The organism is Gaoshiqia sp. US2, from assembly GCF_059705485.1.
Genome location: NZ_AP048550.1, coordinates 4,364,138 through 4,387,959, shown reverse-complemented (window position 1 = coordinate 4,387,959; position 23,822 = coordinate 4,364,138). Strand labels below are relative to the sequence as shown.

The following is a 23,822-nucleotide window of genomic DNA, read 5'->3' as shown; positions in this document are numbered from 1 at the left end:
AGTAACGGACTAAAATGAATAATCATGATGACATACAATAATTTAATTTTAAGAATAGTTGTTTTGTTCGCGTTATTTTGCTCCTGGGAAGGATCTCTTAACGCGCAACAGCTGTCAACCGCCATTCAGGGAAAGACTTCTGATGAATATGGAAAGCCTTTGTCCGGAGTTGCGGTAATCACCGAAAACGGTACGAAAGGAACAATTACAGACGCAAATGGCGAATATGTACTGGATCTGGTTGATGGTGATGAATCCCTCATTTTCTCACTTATTGGTTTTGTTAAGCAGGAAATCGCCATTGGCGGAAAATCTCAGATTGACGTTTCACTTCAGCGGGATGTTCATGGGTTAGACGAGGTAATTCAATTGGGATACTCCTCGCAGTTGCGTCGCGAAATCTCGGGATCAGTGGCTACGGTAAGCGGGAAAGAGCTTGAAAAGTCACCGGTTGCCAACCTGACACAAACTTTAGCCGGACGTTTATCTGGCCTGATAACGCAGGAAACTTTCTCTGAGTTGTCAAGGGCAAATACGAATCTTTTTATCCGCGGAATATCGGCCGCGAGAACTTCCGGCCCGCTTGTTATTATTGATGGGATTATCTGTGCGTATAACAGTAACCAAACATTGGAATACATTTCTGCGAGCGAAATTGAATCGGTGACGATTTTAAAAGATGCTTCAACTCAAGCGCTTTATGGAATTCAAGGAGCCAACGGATTAATTGTTGTTACAACAAAGCGAGGCACAAAAAGCGGTTTGCAGATCAATACCCGGTTTGATCAATCGTTACAGCAGGTAACAACAAAGCCAACTTTTTTTCGCTCTGCCGAATATGCCGAGTTGAGAAATCAGGCTGCTTATAATGATGGTCTCGGACAGAATTACCTGTTCAGCAACCAGCAGATTGAGATGTACCGGTCAGGCGAAAACAGAGATCTCTATCCAGATAACAACTGGTACAATATGTTTCTGAAAGACTTTTCGCTCATGGAACGGGTTGGCGTAAATGTGACAGGAGGATCGCAGAAGGTACAGTTCTTTTCAAATTTGAATGTGATGCATCAGGGAGGTCAGTTCAAAACTGATCAATCCAAGTACAATCCGAATGCCAATAATATTTGGATAAACTACCGTACAAATGTTGATATGATCCTGAATAAATATTTAAAGACCTTTGTACGCTTAAGCGGAAATATTAAACGGGAAAGGACTCCTGGTTCTGCTAATTCTACCATATACAGCAGTCTGTTTCAGATTCCGTCTACCGTTTACGGACCGGTTACTCCTTCGGTGCTGGACGAAACCACCGGCGAAGTTATTGAACCCGGAGGTAAGGTGATTACAACTGAACGTGTTGGCTCGCCTACCTATGGAATGCTCAACAGATCCGGTTACTGGAGGCACACTGTAACGAACATTACATCACAGTTTGGTTTGGATCTGGATCTGAGTTTTCTGACGGAAGGTTTAAGTTTGAATAGTATTATGGCTTATCAGACCAATTCGGTAGGTAGTTTAGGAACAACTCAGGATTATGAGCGATGGATCAGAACAGACGATACGAACTCACTTAATTTTATTAAAAAAGGAGAGCAGACAGATACTCCTCTGGCATACAGTAAGGGTCATTCCTTTTATTATCATTTAACCTATAAAGCGGCTTTAAACTATCAGCGGAATTTTGGCAAACATCAGCTTACCGGATTGGGCTACATGTTTTATCAGAATCTGACAAAAGCCGATACCGGTTCGCCCTGGAGTCTTCCGTATAACCGGGTAAGTACAGGCGCTGAGGCAACATACGGATATAATAACCGCTATTTTGCCAAGTTTGATGTTGGCTATTCCGGTTCGGAGCAATATGCACGGTCACACCGTTATACGTTAACTCCGGCTGTATCTGTGGCGTGGATCGCTTCCAACGAGAGTTTCATGAGCGGAACAGACTGGTTAAGCCATCTTAAATTCAGGGCTTCCTATGGTAAAACGGCCAACGACCAAAGTGATTTAGCCCGTTATGCCTATCTTGACAATGTAACGGCGTCAGGTGGAGGCCCCATTGCTTATCTTCAGTATATCGTTAATGAACAGCAAGTCGGTAATCCGTCAATCGAAGCCGAAATTTCAACAAAACAAAATTTTGGCGTGGACCTGGGTTTATTTAATGCACTGACTGTTTCGGTCGATGTATTTAAAGAACGCATGGAAAATATGGTTGTAGGGGCATATTCAACAATACCGCTTTACCAGGGGGTCCCACTGAGCAATTACCCAAAGACAAACTCAGGAGTCTTCGAAAACAAGGGATACGATATTAGCGTCAACTACACGAAGTCAATCAATAAGGATTGGAGTGTTTATGTTGGCGGGATGTATAGTTATGCAAAGAATACGATTGTAAAATGGAATGAAGCGTTGCGGACCGATGATTATGCTTACCGGAAATGGGAAGAAAATTATTCGTTTGGTCAGAATTTTGGCTATTTGGTCGATTACAGTAACGGGAATGGGTTCTTCAATTCACAAGCTGAAATTGACAACAGCAATCTTACTTATGGTTTTGGCACAGCCCGTGTGGGCGATTTAAAATATCAGGATCTGAACGGCGATCATAACATTGACGAACGGGATAAGGCTCCGATTGGAGATGGATACCTGCCTCGTACTACCTATGCTTTCTCGGGAGGGTTTATCTATAAGTCTTTTGATTTGAGCTTTCTATTCCAGGGAATAAGCGATTATTCTTCTATTTATGGTGGAACCGGTGTGTGGGAAACAAGTCACGATGGCGTATTCGGAGCATTGCACCGGAATGCCTGGACCCAGGAAAGATACGACAGGGGTGAAAAGATCAGCTATCCTGCTCTTTCGCTGGCTAAGTCGGTTAATCATGAAGCCAACGATTATTTTAGCTACAACAGGTCTTATTTACGTCTTAAGAATGTGGAGTTAACTTATACATTGCCGGCGTCCTTCACAAAAGCGATTTCAGCAACAACAGCGAAAGTTATATTCAGCGGACAGAATCTGATTACCTGGGACAAGATGAAATCTGATGATTTTGGTCCGGAAGGTGGCTACTCTTCATTTCCTGTTTACAGGGTTTACAACATTGGTGTAAGTGTTGTCTTTTAATGAATTGGGTGATCATTAACATGAAAAGAAAATGAGTATGAAAAAGTATATTATTATTGCATTCATCACGGTTATAGCGAGCTTTTTTATCTCGTGTAACGATGAATTGGATCTGCCCAGTGATGGTCGGATAACGATGGACCAGGTCTTTAGCGACTACAACAGGACGAGAGGTTATCTGAACTCCTGTTACGGATTCTGCCCTGCTCCATATATGGATCGGGCGTCGTTTACAGACGAAGCACAGGATGCTGACGATATTACTCCCGGATCGAGATACAGCGCCTGGTATGCGGGAAGCATTACTTCATCAAGCTACCCATCCTATTCAGTGGATGGTAGTCCATGGGGATCTCTCTACCAGGGGATACGGAAATGTAATGTTTTTATCGAAAACATAAAGACGGCTTCGGTATATGCTTCTGAAGAAGTAAAAGCCGGTTGGGTAGCGCAAGCCCGTACCTTGCGTGCGCTTTATTACTTGCAATTAATCAAACGCTACGGAGGTGTTCCTGTTTTTGATAAACCGCTGGAGATAGGACATGATTTCTCCCAGGATAAACGCGCATCATTTTCCGATGTTGTTACCTTCATTCTGGAAGATTGCGACGCGGCCCTGTCAGTTCCTGATACAGAAAATGGGTTTCACTGGGCTATTTATGACAATCAATATGGGATCATGAGCCGGGCAGTTGCCTATGCGATTAAATCTCAGGCGGTAACATATGCTGCAAGTCCGCTATGGTCCGACGGCACTTATACCTGGGAAATGGCGACCGCGATCAATGCCGAAGCGTTATCTCAATGTCTTGCTCATGATTATAAACTGTTTGATGTTGAACCGTCGTCTGATATTGCGCAAAATGCATATGCCCTGTATTTCTTTACCAGTTCTAACGATCAACGCTCAGTCGATAAAGAGACAATCTACCAGCGCGGCGGACAAATGCAGGTTTGGAAGTATGCCGGTTTGCCAACTAATCCGGGCATGGAGAAAGCCGGACCATGTCCTACACAGGATCTTGTGGACAGTTATGAAATGGCTAACGGCGAAATTCCTGTTACAGGCTATTCCGATGCCGGCAGATTGAACCCGATTATAAACAGCGCTTCCGGTTACGATCCGGCAAACCCTTATGAAGGGCGCGATCCCCGGTTTTATGCTTCCATTTATTACAACGGGGCAGTTAGGAATTTGGGGCAGGTTGTTGACGATCGTGATGATACCTATAATCTGGACTTTACTGGCAGTATAAATCAAATGGATGTAACACAGGTTGCTGCCGGTTCATACGAATTGACAACTACAGGTGGAGACCCTTGGGTGATGCTTACGCCTTTGGCTGCAGGTTTAAATAATCCGCCGTCGGTGGTATTTAAGTTCGAATACAAAAGTTCGGAAGTGGTTAACCCTCAGATCTTCTTTGGTCCTGCACTGGCTGAAGCTCGTTCGATTAAACCGGCAGCCATCGCTAAAGCTACTGAATGGACTACGTATTCAATTGATATAACCGAAACAGTTAGTTCGTTTGGTTGGGGAAATGCGGGTGACAATCTTCGCTTCGACGTGGGTGTGAATTCAGGTGTTGCCATGCAGATCAAAGATATCCGGATTGAAGTCAAGAGCGCGCCTGCTGGCGAGGTCGATCCTTCGGCTGTTCAAACCTATGTTGGGGGAAACGAGGAAATATCGGAGCTTAACCGGAAACATACCCGAACCGGGTACTATTTACGCAAATTCAACAACTTCAAATCAGGTCAAAGCAACGATGCTGACGGAGCCGTACGGCTGTTCCGTTTAGCTGAACTTTACCTGAATTTTGCCGAGTCTGCTTATCAGTCAAATGGACCCGATGCCGTTGTTACTTCAGGAAGTTTTTCAATGAGCGCCAGGCAAGCGGTTAATGCTGTTCGTGCCAGGGCTGGTATGCCGGCTCTTCCGGCAGGGATGACTAAAGAGGCGTTCGAAAAGAGATACCGGAATGAAAGGCGTGTAGAGTTGGCTTTTGAAGAACATCGGTTCTTTGATGTTCGCCGGTGGAAGATCCTGAACGAAACAGATAAATTCGTTACCGGGATGAGAATCACCCAGAACGGGGCAGGGCTAACATTCACCAGGTTTAAATTTAAAGACCGGAACTGTTCGTCGGACAAGTACCTGATGTACCCGATTGATCAAAGTGAGGTTGATAAAATTATCGGAATTTCGGGTAGCGACTGGCAGAACCCCGGCTGGTTGGATTAATTGCCACTGGACTTATGTTCGCAGGTTGATGAGCACTGACAACTAAGATACCTGCTTACGGACTATCAGGAACATGTTCCTGATAGTCCGTAACTTAAATAATTAACCTGCTTAGGTGGGTCTCATTTGTGCCAAACTGATCTCAAGGTATCCCGGATTGTTAATTCAGACATCCCGGCTCAAATTATTCAGGATATGGTCATGAAACTAATTTCAGGTATATTTTTCTTCTTCTGTGTTGAAAGCCTGTTTGCTCAGATTTCTGATAATGCTGGAAACGGACTTCCTGCAACCGATGGCTTGGGCCGAAAATTGCTTATGAGAGAAGAAGCAGGAAGTTTACGAAAAAATAAATTTGTCGGGCTTTTTTACTGGACATGGCATACCGACGACATGGCCGGTTTTTCTCCGGTACTGAATATTACTGAAATCATTGAAACATATCCTGAGGCAGCAACTGATGCCGGTCATCCGGCCTGGAAAGGTATTGTTGGCGGCGTTTTTTGGTGGGATGAGCCCCTGTTTGGTTATTACCGGACGACCGATGAATGGGTTTTGCGTAAACATGCGGAGATGTTGGCTGACGCAGGCGTTGATGTTGTGTTTTTTGATTGTACGAACGGGAATTTCACCTGGAAAACATCCTATATCAAACTGCTGGAAGTTTGGACGCAGGCCCGAAAAGATGGCGTTCAAACTCCCCGTATCGCTTTTCTTCTACCTTTTGGCCCTACCGACGGTTCAATGGAATCGCTCACCGAATTGTATGATGAACTTTATCAGCCTCAGCGATATAAGGATTTATGGTTTATATGGCACGGAAAACCGTTGATGATGGCTTATCCTGATTGCATGAAAGCAAAAAGGAACAGCGCCGGCTTGAAATTTACAGCAACTTCATCTTTTTACGCGGTCAATGCGTCCTGTCCAAGTTGGGGAAACAATATCGGTAACCTGACTTTCAGCCTGTATAAATGGAAAAATAATTACAATGAAACGGTTGCAGGAACTCCACTTGCAGAGAAAACTTTTGTCAATTTTAAGGATAATGAAAAACTAGGATTAGCTTTTGATAAACTGGATGCGGGGACTTACCTTTGGGAATTGAGCAATGGAACCGAGAAGGTGGGAGTGTGGAAATATACCGAAGCCAACGGTACATCTGTAAGCTATTTCAATGCGGTTCCGGTTAGCGGTAATTACGAAAGCGAGATCGCTTATTCTTCTGATTTGATTTTTACCGGATTAACTGCCGGAACAGATCATACCCCGGTACAAATACTCCAATCAGTAGGGCAACAAAAGGTAGATGCGGTAAAGGCATTTTTTACATTTCGTCCCGGACAACCCGATTATGTGAACGGACCTTCAACAAACGATCAATGGGGATGGCTGGAAAACTATCCGCAAAATGGGTATGTTAAAAAAACAACGGGAGGATATGAGCAGGTTCCCGTTGGAGTTGCGCAAAATGCGTCGGATGCCAGTGGCGGACATGCCAGCGGTTTTAACAGTCCGCTTACTTTCGGCCGCAGTTACACAAAAACTCATGGACAGGATGCACGTCCCGATGCCTTTTTTTATGGATTGAATTTTCAGGAACAATGGGGGAGAGCTTTTCAACTTGATCCGGATCTGGTATTTGTCACCGGCTGGAACGAATGGGTTGCCGGACGCTGGTTTGACTGGGATGTTAAACCTTTTGCTTTTGTTGATCAGTATTCTGCCGAAAAAAGCCGTGACATTGAACCGGTTAAAGCATGGGGAAATAAAGGCGATCTGTATTACCTGCAATTAGTCAGCAATATCCGGAAATTTAAAGGAATGCCCGATTCTGAAGTGGCATCTGCACCCAAAACCATAATTATGAACGACCGAACCTCCTGGAATGATGTAAAACCAGAATTCCGTTCGTACAAAGGAAATGTGTTTCATCGCAATCATGCCGGACAGGGAGACCAACTGATTTACCTCAATACCACCGGACGAAACGATATTGTTCGGGCAAAGGTGGCACGGGATCAGGAGTATATTTGGTTTTATGCCGAAACCGCCGATCCGCTAACCGATAAGTCAGATTCGAAATGGATGCGCTTGTTTATCGACATCGACCGGAATAAAGAGACCGGGTGGGAAGGTTACGATTTTATGATCAACCGGAATAGCCCTGCGGATTCAGCTATTGTTGAAAAAAGTAACAAAAATTGGGAGTGGCGTAAAACCGGGGCCGCTCAATATACCGTCGCCGAAACCATCCTGGTATTTAAAATCAAACGCTCTCTGCTGGGAATTACCAATGACGAATTATTGGATCTCGAATTTAAATGGAGTGATAACATGCAGGAGGATGGAAATATCATGGATTTTTATGTCAATGGTGATGCTGCTCCGGGAGGACGCTTCAATTATCGCTATTTTGTTAACCACGCCGGCAAAATACCCAATGAGACGGAGTCCTTATTTCAGATTTATCCCAACCCGGTAAACGATGTGTTGAATATCGTTTTTTCTTTAGGAACCGAGGCTAATTCATTACTCACCATCTATAATTTCTCCGGGCAGGTATTGTGGCAGAAAAGGTTCAAGGATTCTGTTTTTTCAGACAGCATTCATGTTGGCTTCCTTAAAAGCCCTGGAATGTATATTGTCGAACTGAAAAATCAGGGAGAAACTGAAAGGAAAAAGTTTATTGTGAATTAAAAACGAACCGTTGAAACGACTGAATATGAATGAAAAAAACAGGGAATCAATGTATTTGACCATGAAAGTATTAAAAAAGAAAGGTTGTTTGGGTAATCCGCAAATAGTTGCCGCTTTGTTGGCGGGATGCTTTGTTCTTGGCTCATGCCGAAATGCTGATATGGTGAAAATTCAGGATCAGCTTACGCCGCTGCCTGCAAATTCAATCCGTTTTGAAGGCTACCTGGAGGACGATATCCGAAATTCGATAGAGCACTGGAATAAGGGAGTGGTACCATATGCCGCACTGGTCGAAAAATTCAGGTCGGGGAGATCGTTTTTCGCACAGGGCGAGATGTGGGGCAAGGCTGTACGCTCCGGATGTATGTTTTATCGCTATACGCAAGATCAGGAGTTAAAAAAAATCCTTCAGTCAACTATCGCGGATATGCTGACAACTCAACGTGAAAACGGGAGTATCAGTTGCTCGGAGATGAGTGAGCAGCCTGACGGACCCGGCGGCGACCTGTGGGAACGCAAATATGTGTTGCTTGCGATGGAAGAATATTACCGGCAGGTAGAAAAAGATCCGGATGTTTTGCAATCCATGATCCGTCAGGCCGATTATGCCTCGGTGAATAACTGGAACGGAAAGCACATTTGCACCTGGCTTCCTAAAGAATTATAACCAATTGTATTGATCATGACAAACCAATTCAAACAAATTTGAACCGAATGAGACCATTTTTATTTGCGATTTTGATGTTAGCGGTCTTGGTTTCTTTCGGACAGCAACAGAGGCCGGATTTTACCGATGAATTTCAGATTGGTATATTTTGGCCGCCGGTATGGGAACATGCCAACCTGAAACAATATAAGCTTATAAACGAAGCAAATATTGGTTACATCCAGAACGTGTTGGGCTCGTTGCTCGACACCGAAGAACGTAACCTGAAAATGCTCGGCTTATGCGAAAAGTGCCGATTGAAACTGTTTGTTGCCGATCCCCGTGTCAATGGGACGAAAGCCGATATCCGGGAAATGATCCAGGTATACGGTGATCATGTGGCGACAGCCGGTTATTATGTAATTGACGAACCTCATTTCGATGGAATTGAAGCGGCAGCAAAAAAATATCAGACTATTTTGGAATTTGATCGTCAGGTAGTGCCTTACGTGAACTTGTTGCCGCAATGGTCCTTACCTGATTACAATTTGTACGTCACTCAATGGATTGAAAGCTGCGGAATGGAGAATCTGAAGTATTTGTCTTTTGATTGTTATCCCTTTATGGCCGATGGGTCTTTCCGTGAATCCTATTATGAAAACCTGGATTTTATTCGCCGTGCCGGACTGGAAAACGGAGTAAAAACCTCGTGTTACCTTCAGTCTGTTGGAATCCCCGGTGTTTACCGGCGTCCCGGTGTGGTTGATTTGCGGTTGAATGTCTTCTCATGTCTGGCATACGGAATCAAAAATATGGTTTGGTTTACCTATTGGACACCCACCAATCGGGGAGAAGTTTTTACCAATGCCATTATCGATTCATGCGGACAAAAAACAGATCTTTATCTTCCTTTCAAACAATTAAACCGACAGATGAAACAGCTGGGCAAAACGCTCATCGGGCTTGATGCGGTGAATGTTTTTCATACGGGAATAAAGATTCCCGAAGATGCCGAAAAACTACCGTCAGATTTTGTTGTCAGGCCTGAAGATCCTGAAAAAGAGTTGATCATAAGCCGGTTTGAACAGAACGAAACACATCAGACGTATGTGATGATCGTCAATAAATCTTTGGAGAGGACAGAGCTTATCCGGATGATTATTGGTCCCGGAGTTAACGGATTGAAGGAAATATCTTCGGTTTCAGGAAAAACTGAAAACGTTCGGTTTAACAGGGCCAACAGGAAGATGGATCTGAAATTGTTACCCGGTGAGGGGAAATTGTTCAGACTGGAAAGATTGATGTCTGAACCCGGATAGTACAGGATGGAAAGAACTTTAATTTTCAAGTAATTCAATACATCTAACGCAGATCAGATCTGAAAACAACTTAACCGATGAGTAAGCCGGCAATGAAAAAGAAATGGATCATAATAATAGCGCTCGTTCTGGGAGCCATTCCTGTCTTTTCGAAGCAGAAACCCAATTTCACGGTATGGCAGCTTCCATCGCAGATCAACACCATTGGAAATTCGTACGTTTTCAGGATGAACAATGGGAAAGTCGCGGTGATGGATGGCGGTGTAAAAGAAGAAGCGGCTTATCTGCGCGGGTTTCTGGCGGCACTGGGCAATCAGGTTGAGGTCTGGTTTGTAAGTCATCCGCATCCCGATCACATTGTCGCCATAACCGAAATATTGAAGAATCCGAATGGAATCCGGATCGGGACAGTTTGCCATTCTGAACTTTCTACGGCTTTTTGTGAATCGGAACCCGAATATAAAGCTGCTGCTTTGGAATTTTATGCCAGTCTGAAAAAATCCGGAATTCCTGTTGTGAATGTTACCGAACCCGGTTTAATCATTCAATTCGACCAGACTAAATTTAAAATATTGGCTGTAAAAAACGAAGATATCACCATGAACCCGTACAACAATTCAAGTATGATTGTCCGGGTTTGGGATAAGTCAAAGTCCTTGGTTTTTCTGGGTGATTGTGGGAGTGAAGAAGGAGACAGGCTGCTGAATGGTCCTTTTCGAAACGAACTCGATTGCGATTACCTGCAAATGGCGCACCACGGGCAACAGGGCGTCAGTAAAGATTTTTACCGGACAATCCGATTCAAAGCCTGTTTATGGCCAAGCCCGTCGTGGGTGTACAACAACGATATTGGTGAAGGCTACAACACGCATATTCTGAAAACGATAGAAATCCGGGAGCTCATGGATTCGCTTGGTATAAAAACACACTATGTGAGCTGTGACGGATTACACGAAATTCAATGAAACGACCTAACCCAATTAAATGATAGATCAAATGAAAAAGTCCCTGTTTCTTCTGCTGATTATTGCCGCCTACCTCACCATCTCCTGCGAAAAGCAGGCTAACGTTCCCGGTCTTTCAGACCAGTCGGTATGGATTGGCGACTGCCAGCCTGTTTCTGCCGATGAGGTTTCGATGTACGGAAACCATCCGGCCCCCTTGTTCCGCAAGGAGTTTGAGATTGACTCCGCGAAAATAGAGAGGGCAACACTTTATATTACGGCGGGCGGTTATTACCGGGCAAGTTTAAACGGCAAACGTATCGGCGATATTTATCTTGATCCGGCCTGGACCGATTTCAGTAAACGGGTTTATTATTCCGAATATGATCTCACGTCAGAATTGAAGGCAGGAAGGAACTGTATAGGAGTTACTTTGGGCAATGGGTTTTACAATCCGCTGCCGCTGCAAATGTGGGGGTACCTGAACCTGCGGAATGGCTTGCCAACAGGCAATCCGAAATTTACTGCCCGGCTGGTGGTGGAAGATGTCAATGGAAAAACCAAAGAGTTATCTACCGACGATACCTGGAAATTTGCTCAGGGGCCCATCACTAAAAATAATGTTTACCTGGGCGAATGGTACGATGCCCGCAAGGAGTTCCCCGACTGGGATTTGCCGGGTTACGATGATTCAGCCTGGGAAACCGCTTGTATGGTGGATTCACCGGGAGGAAAACTTCAGCCGCGGTTTTTTCCTCCGGTTAAAGTCACCGATCGGATAAGTCCGGTAAAAATCACAAGTCCCGGCGAAGGAATCTATCTGGCTGATCTGGGAGTCAATTTTGCCGGAACTTATAAAATCAGACTCATGGGAAATCCGGGTGATACCATCACGCTCAGGTTTGGGGAGCGGGTTTATGACGATGGCCGGTTAAACCCGATGACGACGGTTTGCGGGCAAATTAAGCAGGCAGGGGTTGGTGGTCCGGGAGCTCCTGATATTGCCTGGCAAACAGATGTTTATGTGTTCGGCGAAAAACGGGAGGTTTGGTATTCACCTGAATTTACCTTCCATACGTTCCGATACCTCGAGATCAGCGGGTTGAACTATGAACCGGCAAAAAGCGATATCGAGGGATTGGCCCTGAATTCGGATGTGGAGGCCTGCAATCATTTTGAATCTTCTTCCGAATTGCTGAATTCCATTCAGAAAATAACCATCCGCACCTTCAAATCGAACCTGGTGAGTGTTCAGTCGGATTGCCCCGCCCGCGAAAAATTCGGATATGGCGGCGATATCAACGCGGTTTCCGAATCGTTTATTTACAATTTTGATATGCACGGGTTTTACCGCAAAACAATTTACGACTGGGTGGATGCCATGAACGATTCTGTTTTTATTGATACGGCTCCCTTTGTTGGCCTTCAGTATTGCGGAATCAGCTGGGAGTCGGCATTTTTGTTTCTTCAGTATCAACTTTATCTGTATTACGGCGATCTGGAAATCGTTAACGAATTGTACGATTTCAACCTGAAATGGATGGAGAAAGTAGCTCGTTTGCACCCTGATTTGCTGGTGGAAAAAGGTTTGGGCGACCACGAGTCGTTGATACCCGTTCCTGTTCAGGTAACAGGGACCAGCCATTATTTGCAGGCCGCGGGAGTGATGAAAAAATTCGCCGTATTGATGGGCGACCGCGCCAACGAAACCAAATTCACGGCGCTGGAAACCAGTCTTCAACAAAAGTTACAGGAAACAGTCTGGCATACTTCCGTGGGTATCAACGAGAGTATAAACAAACAAACCTTGTTTTCATCCTTGCTGTATTCAGGTGTTATTCCTGAACCTGAGCAGCCGCTTGCGGTCGATTTGCTGATGGCTTCGGTTAAAAATGCAGAAAACGGTCATTTTACGACCGGGATTTTTGGTACCAAATATATTTTGGAAGCCTTGTCGCAGGCCGGTTTAACGCAAGAGGTCTTTGATATCGTGAACAGCCGCGATTATCCGGGCTGGGGTTTCATGTTATCCCGGGGGGCAACTACTTTATGGGAAACCTGGAAAGAAAGCGACAACACCTACTCCAATTGTCATCCCATGTTTGGAAGCGTTTCCGAATGGTTTTACCGCTGGCTGGGCGGCATTCGTCCCGACGGGCATAATCCGGGTTTCCGGAAGTTTCACCTGGAACCGCATACTCCGGAGGGCCTGAGTTATGTGAAGACATCATACAAAACACCGTTTGGCTACATCAAATCGAACTGGGAAAGATCGGATTCAGGCGAGATTACCTACCTGATTTCTGTTCCGGCCGGAACACGTGCACTATTCAGAACGACCCGATCAATAAACGGCGCCGTCACTATTTTTCATCAACAAAAAGAAACACAAATAAATGAGTCTGATTATCAGGGAGATTATTTTGAGAAAGAGCTTGGCCCCGGCGATTATGTAATCGTGAAAAAGTAAATAGTTGAAACGAACCTAAAGATCAATCAACAAAACCAGGAACCTATGAAGTTTGACCATCGGATACAAGACAGAACGGTTACATTCACGTTGTTTCTATTTGTTTTGTTTACTCTCTTTTCGTGTAAAAAAGACCTGCCGGACGAGCCTGTCACGATTGTTAAGCCCAATTATTTGAGTATTCAGTCGTCGTCGGCTAATCAGCTTGAGATTAGTTCCAAGGGATCTTATCAATATGAGTTAACCACAACCGGCGAAGATCCTTACGTGTCGCTGGTTCCGCTGACCAGTGCAAATCCTTCGGAACGGGTTGTTTTTACCTTTGAATACCAAAGCGCCAAACAGATCAGCCATCTTCAGATTTTCTTCGGAGCGCCTGTAAGCGAAGGTCGTTCAGTTAAAACCGAAGCGCTTCCGGTTACAAGCGTCTGGCAGACTTTTTCGTTTGATGCAGGCGACGAAATCAAAAAGTTTTCCTGGGGAAATTCCGGCAATTTTCTGCGCCTCGATTTTGGTAATCAGTCAGGCGTGGTTATTCAAATCAGGAACATACAACTGAGGGCCCGGAATGCTGCGGAGGAAGCTCTGGCAAAGGAGCGGGAAGACCGGTTAGCCAATGACCTTTTGCTGGAATCCAATCTGAGCAAATACCTCTCGTCCGGTTTTAGTTCCCAAATTTCCGATGTTCAGGCAGGTCCGTCAAACATAACCATTCGGGGATCTTTTTCAGGCGAAGGCGAGGTCAGCCTGTGCGAAGTGGCGCCCTCTGACCAGTTGACACAGATTGAGAAATTTACCAACAGTTACCCCTTAACCGAATCTTCTTTCTCAATCACTCTCGACCGTTTTGTGTCCCGGAACGGATTCAGATACGACCGGCTATTATCCAAATGGGTGATTGTCAGAAAGGGAACATCATCCGATGAAATTATTTCTCATGCCCGGTATGCCGGACAAATCACACCAAATCAAACGATGAGCCCGCAACGGCCTTCCGGGAGAAAAGGATTGGGAGGTTATGCTGCCGACCTCGGTTTTCAAACTGATTTGGACGATCTGCACATTACAAGCGCTACGGTAAATGTGGCGTTCACGGAATTCATGTACCTGCAATCGCGTTCCAATGCCATGGCCCATTCCTATGGCGATAAAACATATTATTTTGACCGGGCGAGGGTAGAGGCTCTTGACCGGACCATGCAGGCAGCCCGTTCGAAAAATATCGTGGTGGCGGCTATCATTTTGGTACAAAAGGCTTCGCAATGCGCTGATCCCGAAATTGGGAAGTTGCTGCAACATCCCGATTACACGTCCGAAGGAATTTATACCATGCCCAATATGACGACTCCGGCAAGCGTCAATTGTTATGCCGCGGCGCTCGATTTTCTGGCAAGTCGTTATTGCCGCAGCGATCATGCTTACGGACGCATTCATCACTGGATTATGCACAACGAGGTGGATGCCGGGCTTTCGTGGACCAACATGGGCGACAAACCGATGCTGGTATACATGGATACCTACATCAAATCGATGAGATTGTGTTATAACATTGCCCGGCAATACGATGCAAACAGCGAAGTGTTTGGCTCTTTTACCCATTCGTGGGCCGAGGCAGTCGGATCAAAATATTATGCCACCAAAGACATGTTGAAAACATTACAGGATTACAGCGATGCTGAGGGCGATTTTCAGTGGGGGCTGGCATGTCATCCTTACCCGCAGGATCTGAATGAGCCGAAAACCTGGAATGATGCAAACGCAATATTTAACATGAACTCGCCGCTGGTCACTTTTAAAAATCTGGAAGTGTTGGATACCTGGATTAAAAAGCCGGAAAATAAATACCAAGGTATCGAAAAACGGACACTTTGGTTATCTGAAAACGGAACCAATTCACGAACATACAGCGATACCGATCTGAAAGAACAGGCTGCCGGTTTTGCCTATGCCTGGAAAAAGCTGAAAAACCTGGACGGAATCGATGCTTTTCAATGGCACAATTGGATTGATAACCGGTTGGAAGACGGATTACGGATTGGCTTACGCCGTTTCCCCGACGATGCGGCCGACCCGGGTGGCCGGAAACCGGTTTGGTTTGCCTACCAGGCTGCTGATACCGGTCAGGAAGATGCCGTTTTTGATCCGTATAAAACGCTGATTGGGATTCAAAACTGGGATGAAGTGTCTTATCCCGGGCCAATCCAATAAGAGAGAAGCTGTTGTGCAACCCGGCTTATTAAAATGATTGACAAATAACGCTTAAAAAGAAAAATTAAACCAGCTAAATAATAACAATGACTAAGAAAAATCTATTCGGATCAATCGTAGCGGCAACAATCGCTTGTTGTTGGTTAGGGCAATCGGTAGCTCAGCCGGTCATTAGCGACCAATGGGCAGCAACAGATGCCCTTGGCCGGAAGGTACGCGATTACCAGAAGACCGGAGAAAAAAAGAAAGACAAGTTTATTGCCATGTTTTACTGGACCTGGCACCAGGGAGACGATGATACCACCTATCAGGTAAAAAACATCACGGAGATTGTACGACAGTATCCTGAGGCCATGAAAGATTACCACCATCCGGCCTGGGGTACAAAGCGACCGGGATTCTTTTTCTGGGAACAACCATTGCTGGGATATTATAAAACGACTGATCCCTGGGTATTGCGCAAACACGCCGAAATGTTGGCCGATGCCGGCGTTGATGCCGTTTTTTTCGATTGCACCAACGGGAGCCTGACCTGGCAGGATTCGTACGAGGCCTTGCTGAAAACCTGGGACCAGGCCCAAAAAGATGGGGTAAATGTGCCGAAAATAGCCTATATGCTCCCGTTTGGCCCGGCTCCCCACTCACTGGTCTCACTCCGGCAACTTTACCGCGACCTGTACAAACCCGGAAGATATAAGAACCTGTGGTTCATCTGGAAAGGAAAGCCTTGTCTGATGGGTTATCCCGACAACCTGACTGATTCGGAGGAAGACCGGGAAATTGCCAATTTTTTCACCTTTCGTCCGGGGCAACCCGACTATGTGGACGGACCAAAAAGAAACGACCATTGGGGATGGCTCGAAAATTACCCCCAACATGGATATGTGAAAAGCGCTGATGGAAAATATGAACAGGTTACCGTGGGCATTGCTCAAAACGCTTGTCCCGAAACCAACGGGCATTGCAGCGCGTTTAACCTGCCCGGATCATTTAGCCGCAGCTTCAGTCAGCGAAACGGTTTCGATCCCCGGATTGACGGGTACCTGTATGGGTGGAATTTCATGGAGCAGTGGGAGCGTGCCTTCGAACTTGACCCGGAACTGGTTTTCGTGACCGGTTGGAACGAATTTATTGCCGGGCAGTGGCTTCCGGAACATAACTGGACGGGTGATCCGTTTTCGTTTGTCGACCAGTTTGACTGGGAGCGCAGCCGCGACATTGAACCAAACAAAGGCTGGGGAGATAAAGGCGACGTATATTACCTGCAGTTAATCGACCAGGTGCGTAAATTTAAAGGAATGACTGCTCATGAAAAGGCATCTGCCCCCAAAACCATCAAACCGGGCAAACCGGGTCAATGGGATGATGTTGCACCGGATTATCAACATTACCGGGGAAACACGATACATCGCGACCACCGGGGCCGCTACGACCAGTATTACCGCAATAACACCGGGAGAAATGACATAGTAAGGGCCAAGGTTGCACGCGACAACACGAATATCTTCTTCTACGTCGAAACGGCAGAACCGCTTTCTCCCAAAACCGACCGTAACTGGATGATGCTTTTTGTTGACGCCGATCGTGATCAATCAACCGGCTGGAACGGTTATGATTTCATTGTTAACCGGGTAGGCCCGGGCAAAAAAGCAACAGTGGAAAAAAACGTAGGAAACCGTTGGGAATGGGAAAAAGTGGCCGAAACAAATTATGCGGTTAACGGAAACATGCTGGAACTGGAAATTCCCCGGAATATCCTGAATCTGGTTGGAAAGAGCGTTGACATTGAATTCAAGTGGAACGATAACATGCAGGAAAACGGGAATATCATGGATTTTTATGTTAATGGCGATACTGCGCCCGGCGGACGTTTCAATTTTGTATATACCGAATAAATAGGCAGGTAAAATCAGATGAATCTAACAAATCAAAAAAATCAATATAAATGAAAACTGCTTTATCGTTAATCGTCTTCTTTTTAGCCGGAGTGGCGCTGTTTGTCTCTTGCGGGCAACCTCAGAGTGCCGAATCCACCAGGGAAATGGAAACTGTTTTTGTCAATCCGCCCGATTCTATCCAAACCAGCGTCTACTGGTATTGGATTTCAGATAATATCTCGAAAGAAGGGGTGGAAAATGATCTGGAATCGATGAAAGAGGCTGGCATCAACCGGGCTTTTATCGGCTACATTGGGCAGGATGATGTACCTTACGGGAACGTGAAAATATTCAGCGACGAATGGTGGGATATCCTTCATGCTGCGCTTAAAAAAGCTACCGAATTAAATATAGAAATTGGCATCTTCAATTCGCCGGGCTGGAGCCAATCGGGTGGCCCGTGGGTGCAACCGGATGAAGCCATGCGTTATCTGGCCACATCGGAGTTGCATGTAAAAGGCCCGCAAAAACTTAGTCAGAAGCTGGATAAACCGGTTGAGCCTTTTCAGGATGTGAAAGTGATTGCTTACCCCGAACCAAAATTCTACGGGCAGATTTTTGATTCTGAAACAGGACGTATGACTTCTTTGCCAAACGTAACAGGCTTGTCAAAACTAATTGATAAAAATACTGCCACCGGGATTAGCTTCCCGGCAAACGGTGATTTCACCATCGATTTCGAAGCAAAAGCTCCCTTCACCGCGCGCAGCTTGTCTGTAACTTCCCTTGAAAAACCAATGAACAATCCGGCTCTGCTTCAGGTGAAAGAAAATGACGGAACCTATCGCACGATTTCCGAATTTCAGATTGACCGCTACAATGCCGCTTTAAATGTAGGCTTCGAACCCCACGCGCCGGTAGTGGTATCGTTTCCCGCAGTAACGTCAACTTCATTCCGTGTAGTCGTAAAAAATATCCATCCGGGAATGGGATTGGCTGAAGTGGAACTGTCGCCGGCTCCACGGGTGGAACGTTATCCCGAAAAAACACTGGCAAAAATGTTTCAAACCCCGCTGCCTTACTGGAACGAATACCAATGGAGCCGGCAAGCCGAGCCCGGCGAAAAAGATGTGGTAATTGATGCCTCTCAGGTAGTTGATCTCACTCAATTGTTAGCTGCCGATGGTAGCCTGAGTTGGGATGTTCCCGAAGGAAACTGGGTGATCCTGAGAACCGGAATGACGCCAACCGGGGTGACCAATGCCCCTGCGTCGCCTGAAGCAACGGGTTTGGAGGTTGATAAAATGAGCAAAAAGCACGTGGAGAAGCATTTCTACGCATATATTGGCGAGATTTTGAAGCGAATTCCCGAAGCCGACAGAAAAACCTTTAAGGTGGTGGTCCAGGACAGTTACGAGACCGGAGGCCAGAACTTTACCGATGATTTTCTGGCTGGGTTTAAGCAAAGATATGGTTACGATCCGATTCCGTTCTTACCGGTTTACAATGGTTTTGTTGTAAACAGCCAGTTGGAATCCGACCGCTTTTTGTGGGACATGAGACGTATGGTCGCCGATAAAGTAGCATACGATTATGTAGGAGGTTTACGGGATGTAAGCCACAAACACGGGCTGCATACCTGGCTCGAAAATTACGGGCACTGGGGATTCCCCGGCGAGTTTTTGATGTACGGCGGACAGTCGGATGAGATTGGCGGTGAATTTTGGAGCGAAGGCGAGTTGGGAAATATCGAAAACCGGGCGGCAACATCCTGCGGGCATATCTACGGGAAAACAAAAATCTCAGCCGAATCCAATACGGTTGCCGGAGGTTCCTTCAGCCGGTACCCGGCCAGGTTTAAGCAACGGACGGACCGTTTTTTTGCAGAAGGAATTAACAATACCCTTTTGCATGTATACATTTCGCAGCCTTATGAAGATAAAAATCCGGGAGTGAATGCCTGGTTCGGAAATGAATTCAACCGGAAAAACTCCTGGTATCCCCAGTTGGATGTTTTTGTTGATTACCTGAAACGTTCGAATTACATGCTTCAGCAAGGATTGAATGTTGCTGATGTTGCTTATTTTATTGGAGAAGATGCTCCAAAAATGACCGGAATTACTGATCCTGAACTTCCCGTGGGTTATCAGTTCGACTACATGAATGCCGAAGTAATCGAAAAATATATGACCGTGAAAAACGGTTTAATCACCTTGCCACATGGTACGTTATACCGGATTTTGGTGTTGCCCAAACTGGAGACCATGCGGCCCGAATTGTTGACAAAAATCCGGCAGCTTGTCAACGAGGGTGCAGCGGTACTTGGTCCGGCGCCGGCATGTTCGCCCAGTTTGCAAAACCAGCCCGCTGCCGATCAGGAAGTTATGAAACTGGCAGCCGAGCTTTGGGGAGAAGTAGACGGTGTACAGGTGAAATCACGGAAATTCGGAAAAGGCACCATCATGAGCGGGATGAGGATGGAGGAGGCTTTTGAGCTGATCGGCTGTGTCCCCGATTGCAAATTGCCCGACGACCGCTCTGTACATTTCGGCCACCGGACAATGAACGGCGCTGAAATTTATTTTGTAAGCAACCAAACCAACGAAACCAGGCTAATTACGCCTGAATTCAGGGTGAAAGGCATGCAGCCGGAGCTTTGGGAAGCTACGACCGGATCAATCCGCAAGCTTCCGGCATTCGACCTGACAAAAAACACAACGCTTGTTCCATTGAAACTTGCGCCTTACGAAAGTGTATTTGTTGTGTTCCGAAAAAAGGCGGGCAAATCCAAGGCACAGGGAGTGGAGGCTAATTACCCGGAACCAACGGTTCTTGCAAATTTGAACCAGGCGTGGAAAGTACAGTTCGATGCCTCGCAACGCGGACCTGAAGAACCCGTGACTTTTGATGAACTGATCGACTGGGCGCAATCTTCCGATGACAGAATCAAGTATTATTCAGGAACGGCTTCCTACGAAAAGACATTCACGATCGATGGCTTGTCAACCGGCGAAAATATACTACTCAGTCTGGGAGATTTAACAGCCATGGCAAAAGTTTATGTGAATGGAAAATATGCAGGCGGTATTTGGACGTCTCCCTATCAACTCGATATGACTGATTTGGTAACGCAAGGTAAAAATACGCTTCGGATTGATGTGGTAAACACTTGGGTGAACCGGCTCATAGGCGACTTAAATTTGCCCGAAGACCAGCGAAGAACATGGTGCCCCGTCAACGAGTACAAGGCCAATAGTGCGTTGCAACCCTCGGGCTTATTCGGGCCAGTAACGGTTGAAAGGGTGAAATACTAATGTCAAGTCAACAGGAAACAGGCAGGAGACAGAAGTTTAATTTTCACGACAGGGTGAATCTCTTGTCCTGATTCAAACCGTCAGTTTAATAACATTTAAATAACTGATAAAAACGAAATAAGATGAATCTTAAAATACGGTTACTTGTCCTTTTAATAACGGCTGTTTTTCAGCTCAATGCGCAGTCTGTTATTCTGACCAGCGACCAGCAGTTGGAAGGTTTAACTGATCCTGACCGGCAACTGGATTTGTCGCTTGGCTACAACAAGTACGTTCGTAGTTTGCGACAAATCTGCGAAGAAGGAAAAAACGGTGGTTCACACGAGTTGATTTTGGCATTCGACGAATTTTTCAGGCAATACCGGAACGATACCGGCGCCGAGCGAAAGCTAACGCCCGATATGGATGACTATATCGATAAAATAAAAATAATAAGCGACTTTGCCGGGAAGTATGATTTGGGACTCTGTTTGAGTTTGTTAAGCCCGCTGGAATTGGGGCAGGCTTATAAAAAGCAAACCGGGAACAGCGGGCGTTGGCTGGCCTATAAAGTGGGATTTCGGGATCCCAAAACCGGAAAATTTAACATCCCCATCTGGCAGCAACTCTACTGGACCAATAACAAAGGCAAATCTCCTGTCCGCTTAAAGGGAGTGAAAGCTTATGCTTTTAAAGAAAGCGGCGGGCATCTGCCGTACCGTGTGGTGAAACCTGAAGATATTGTTTCGCTGACAGACGTGAAATACGAAGCCACCGACACGATGAATTATGCCGCGCGCGGTATCGGGCAAAGCATTGATATGCGGCTGTTGCATGTATTTAGCGATAAGCCCGAATTTTTGGCTTACGATCGGGTAATGGTGATGCTGGAATATGAAACGCAGGAGATGGATTATTTCAATGCCGATGCACCGGTGTTTCTTAAATCGCTGATGAAAAAATACTACGATAAAGGGGTAAACCTTACTGCCTTATATTCCGACGAGATGCATATCCAGCAAGACTGGAGCTATTTCAGTCACCACGAAAACGGCCAGTTTGCCGAACGGTATTTAACCAAGGGTTTTGCAGAGGCATATACCGAAAAATTCGGTCAGCCTTTCGATGATAAGTACCTGATTTATTTTGCTTACGGAGCGCCCGGTTATGAACCTTTTGCCATGTCGGTACTGAACACTCAATATGTGATGGGACCGGAGCCGGAGGATATTCACCGTACGTTTCTTTTGCGCGACCGCTACTACAAACTGCTCAATAACGGCGTTGTCGATCTGTTTAAAGATGCAAAGATGTATGCCGAATCGCTTTTTAAACGCGAGCTAAAAACCGGTGCACATGCGTCCTGGGCCGAAAGCCCGACCATTGATCTGTGGAATACCGAAAAGCTGCCGGGATTTCAGGGACAATACGAATACACTTCCAATTTTGTATGGAGCAACACAGTCCATCAGGCATCCGCAGCCTGTTACGACTATTTTAAATGGGGCGAGTACCTGGAGCCTACCGGGAACGATTTTGCCGAATGCGGATGGAGCGACCGTAACTATTACGGTGCGGCAATGGCTGCGTCGATTGGCGTGATCAATAAATACCCGAATGCTTACGCCGCAGCCTGGGGCTTTCCTGCTGAAGCGCTGGACCGCAGAATGGCTATCAATTACGCGTTTGGAGCACAACCACCACGCGATATTTCCATGATCACCGGTGGTGTTCACCGCGATGTGGAAGTGCTGGCACTTTATCCGATGAGCCTGGTGGCCACCGAAGAACGTTTCGGAAGTTGGATGACACAGTACGGTTATGCGAATTATTTGTCGGCTGAAAAACTGGTGCAAATGGCAAAATTGCAGGAAGACGGCAAACTTGCCGTAAAAGACAAAAAATACGGTACCATAGTGGTTTTGTTTGAACCTCTTCCGGAGAAAGGATTGCTCGGTTTGCTCTCTCAGTTTGTTGAAAAAGGCGGGAAAGTGCTTTGGTTTGGAACGCCTCCTTTGCTTGACTCTGAAGGAAATGATTGCACCAGGCAATGGCAGAAATTATCAGGGGCCACGTATCATTTCGACAGTTATATGGGCGAAATCGCGGCAGGGAAAGAAGTTGTATTTTCCGGAAGTTTCTCGAGTGTCCCGAAGCAAACCATCCTGACTGATTTTCTGGTCGATCGTATTTATCCGGTTGAATCCAATGGGAATGAGGTGGTTGCCGGCTGCGACGGAAAAACAGTGGGAGTAAAGACCCGGCACGGACAGGGCGAATTTTACTACCTGGGTTTCCGGCCACGCGACGACCAGTCACAAAGCCTCGGGTACGAGACACGCACGTTGTTTGAGACGCTGAACGCTGCACGAGCTTATCCGTCATCAGGGATTATACCCGGGGTGAACGATAACCCGACTGTTGTTTCGCGTACGTCCGATTATTTTGTGACGCGTTTTCCGAATACAACAACCATGATCGTACGTCATTACCGCACCCATCGCGAAAACTGGGAGGGCGGATTCTCCCGAAATGCCGAAAACGACGCCAAAGCTTTGGCTGTAAATCCATTGTCCTCCGACCGGATTGAGCTGGATAACGCTGCAATCAACGGTCACCGTGTTTCCTACAAAGGACGCTTATGGATGGCTTTCCGAACCAATGAAAATAAGCTGGTAGCTTTTATCGGGAACGACTGTGACGAAATTTCCATCGATGGGAAAGTATATCGTTTTTCAGAACAGCCTCTTTCAAAGGTCATTTTCATTCCCGAAACAAAAGGTAAACAAACCGTCTATCATGTTCAGGTGACTGGCTCCGGTACCGTAAAACTGCCTGTTTCTGCTAACAAAATTCCGCCAAACATTAAAGTAGGAAAGCAAACCATCCCCTTAAAAACGATTGACGGAGGCATTGAACTGAACGTTGACGATTCCATTTCCGGGAAATGGTTGACGATAAATATTTGAAAATCTAACC

General features: G+C 46.0%; 11 protein-coding genes. All 11 read left to right on the top strand.

The window, feature by feature from the left end; all coding sequences use genetic code 11:
* Positions 1 to 24 precede the first annotated feature (24 nt).
* The 11 genes from AC6H3C_RS17310 (at position 25) to AC6H3C_RS17260 (ending at position 23,812) form a co-directional block, all read left to right on the top strand.
* Positions 25 to 3,141: a SusC/RagA family TonB-linked outer membrane protein gene (locus AC6H3C_RS17310; RefSeq protein ID WP_497516674.1), complete on the top strand. Its 3,117-nt coding sequence runs from the start codon at positions 25 to 27 to the stop codon at positions 3,139 to 3,141.
* A gap of 37 nt (positions 3,142 to 3,178) precedes the next feature.
* Complete coding sequence (locus AC6H3C_RS17305) at positions 3,179 to 5,386, top strand: RagB/SusD family nutrient uptake outer membrane protein (protein WP_497516673.1); 2,208 nt, start codon at positions 3,179 to 3,181, stop codon at positions 5,384 to 5,386.
* Positions 5,387 to 5,581: 195 nt separating this feature from the next.
* Entirely contained in the window at positions 5,582 to 8,086 is a 2,505-nt protein-coding gene (locus AC6H3C_RS17300; protein ID WP_497516672.1) for a T9SS type A sorting domain-containing protein, read from the top strand.
* Positions 8,087 to 8,111: 25 nt separating this feature from the next.
* On the top strand, positions 8,112 to 8,753 hold the full coding sequence (locus AC6H3C_RS17295; RefSeq protein WP_497516671.1) for a hypothetical protein: 642 nt from the start codon (positions 8,112 to 8,114) through the stop codon (positions 8,751 to 8,753).
* A gap of 47 nt (positions 8,754 to 8,800) precedes the next feature.
* Positions 8,801 to 10,051: a hypothetical protein gene (locus AC6H3C_RS17290; protein ID WP_497516670.1), complete on the top strand. Its 1,251-nt coding sequence runs from the start codon at positions 8,801 to 8,803 to the stop codon at positions 10,049 to 10,051.
* Positions 10,052 to 10,128: 77 nt separating this feature from the next.
* Positions 10,129 to 11,016: a ComEC/Rec2 family competence protein gene (locus AC6H3C_RS17285; protein WP_497516669.1), complete on the top strand. Its 888-nt coding sequence runs from the start codon at positions 10,129 to 10,131 to the stop codon at positions 11,014 to 11,016.
* Between the two features lie 31 nt (positions 11,017 to 11,047).
* Positions 11,048 to 13,465, top strand: a complete 2,418-nt coding sequence (locus AC6H3C_RS17280; RefSeq protein ID WP_497516668.1) for a family 78 glycoside hydrolase catalytic domain — start codon at positions 11,048 to 11,050, stop codon at positions 13,463 to 13,465.
* Between the two features lie 45 nt (positions 13,466 to 13,510).
* Positions 13,511 to 15,673, top strand: coding sequence for a DUF5722 domain-containing protein (locus AC6H3C_RS17275; protein WP_497516667.1), 2,163 nt, complete (start codon positions 13,511 to 13,513; stop codon positions 15,671 to 15,673).
* Between the two features lie 86 nt (positions 15,674 to 15,759).
* Entirely contained in the window at positions 15,760 to 17,568 is a 1,809-nt protein-coding gene (locus tag AC6H3C_RS17270; RefSeq protein ID WP_497516666.1) for a hypothetical protein, read from the top strand.
* Positions 17,569 to 17,618: 50 nt separating this feature from the next.
* Complete coding sequence (locus tag AC6H3C_RS17265) at positions 17,619 to 20,864, top strand: glycosyl hydrolase (protein WP_497516665.1); 3,246 nt, start codon at positions 17,619 to 17,621, stop codon at positions 20,862 to 20,864.
* Positions 20,865 to 20,986: 122 nt separating this feature from the next.
* Entirely contained in the window at positions 20,987 to 23,812 is a 2,826-nt protein-coding gene (locus tag AC6H3C_RS17260) for a hypothetical protein (RefSeq protein WP_497516664.1), read from the top strand.
* Positions 23,813 to 23,822 lie beyond the last annotated feature (10 nt).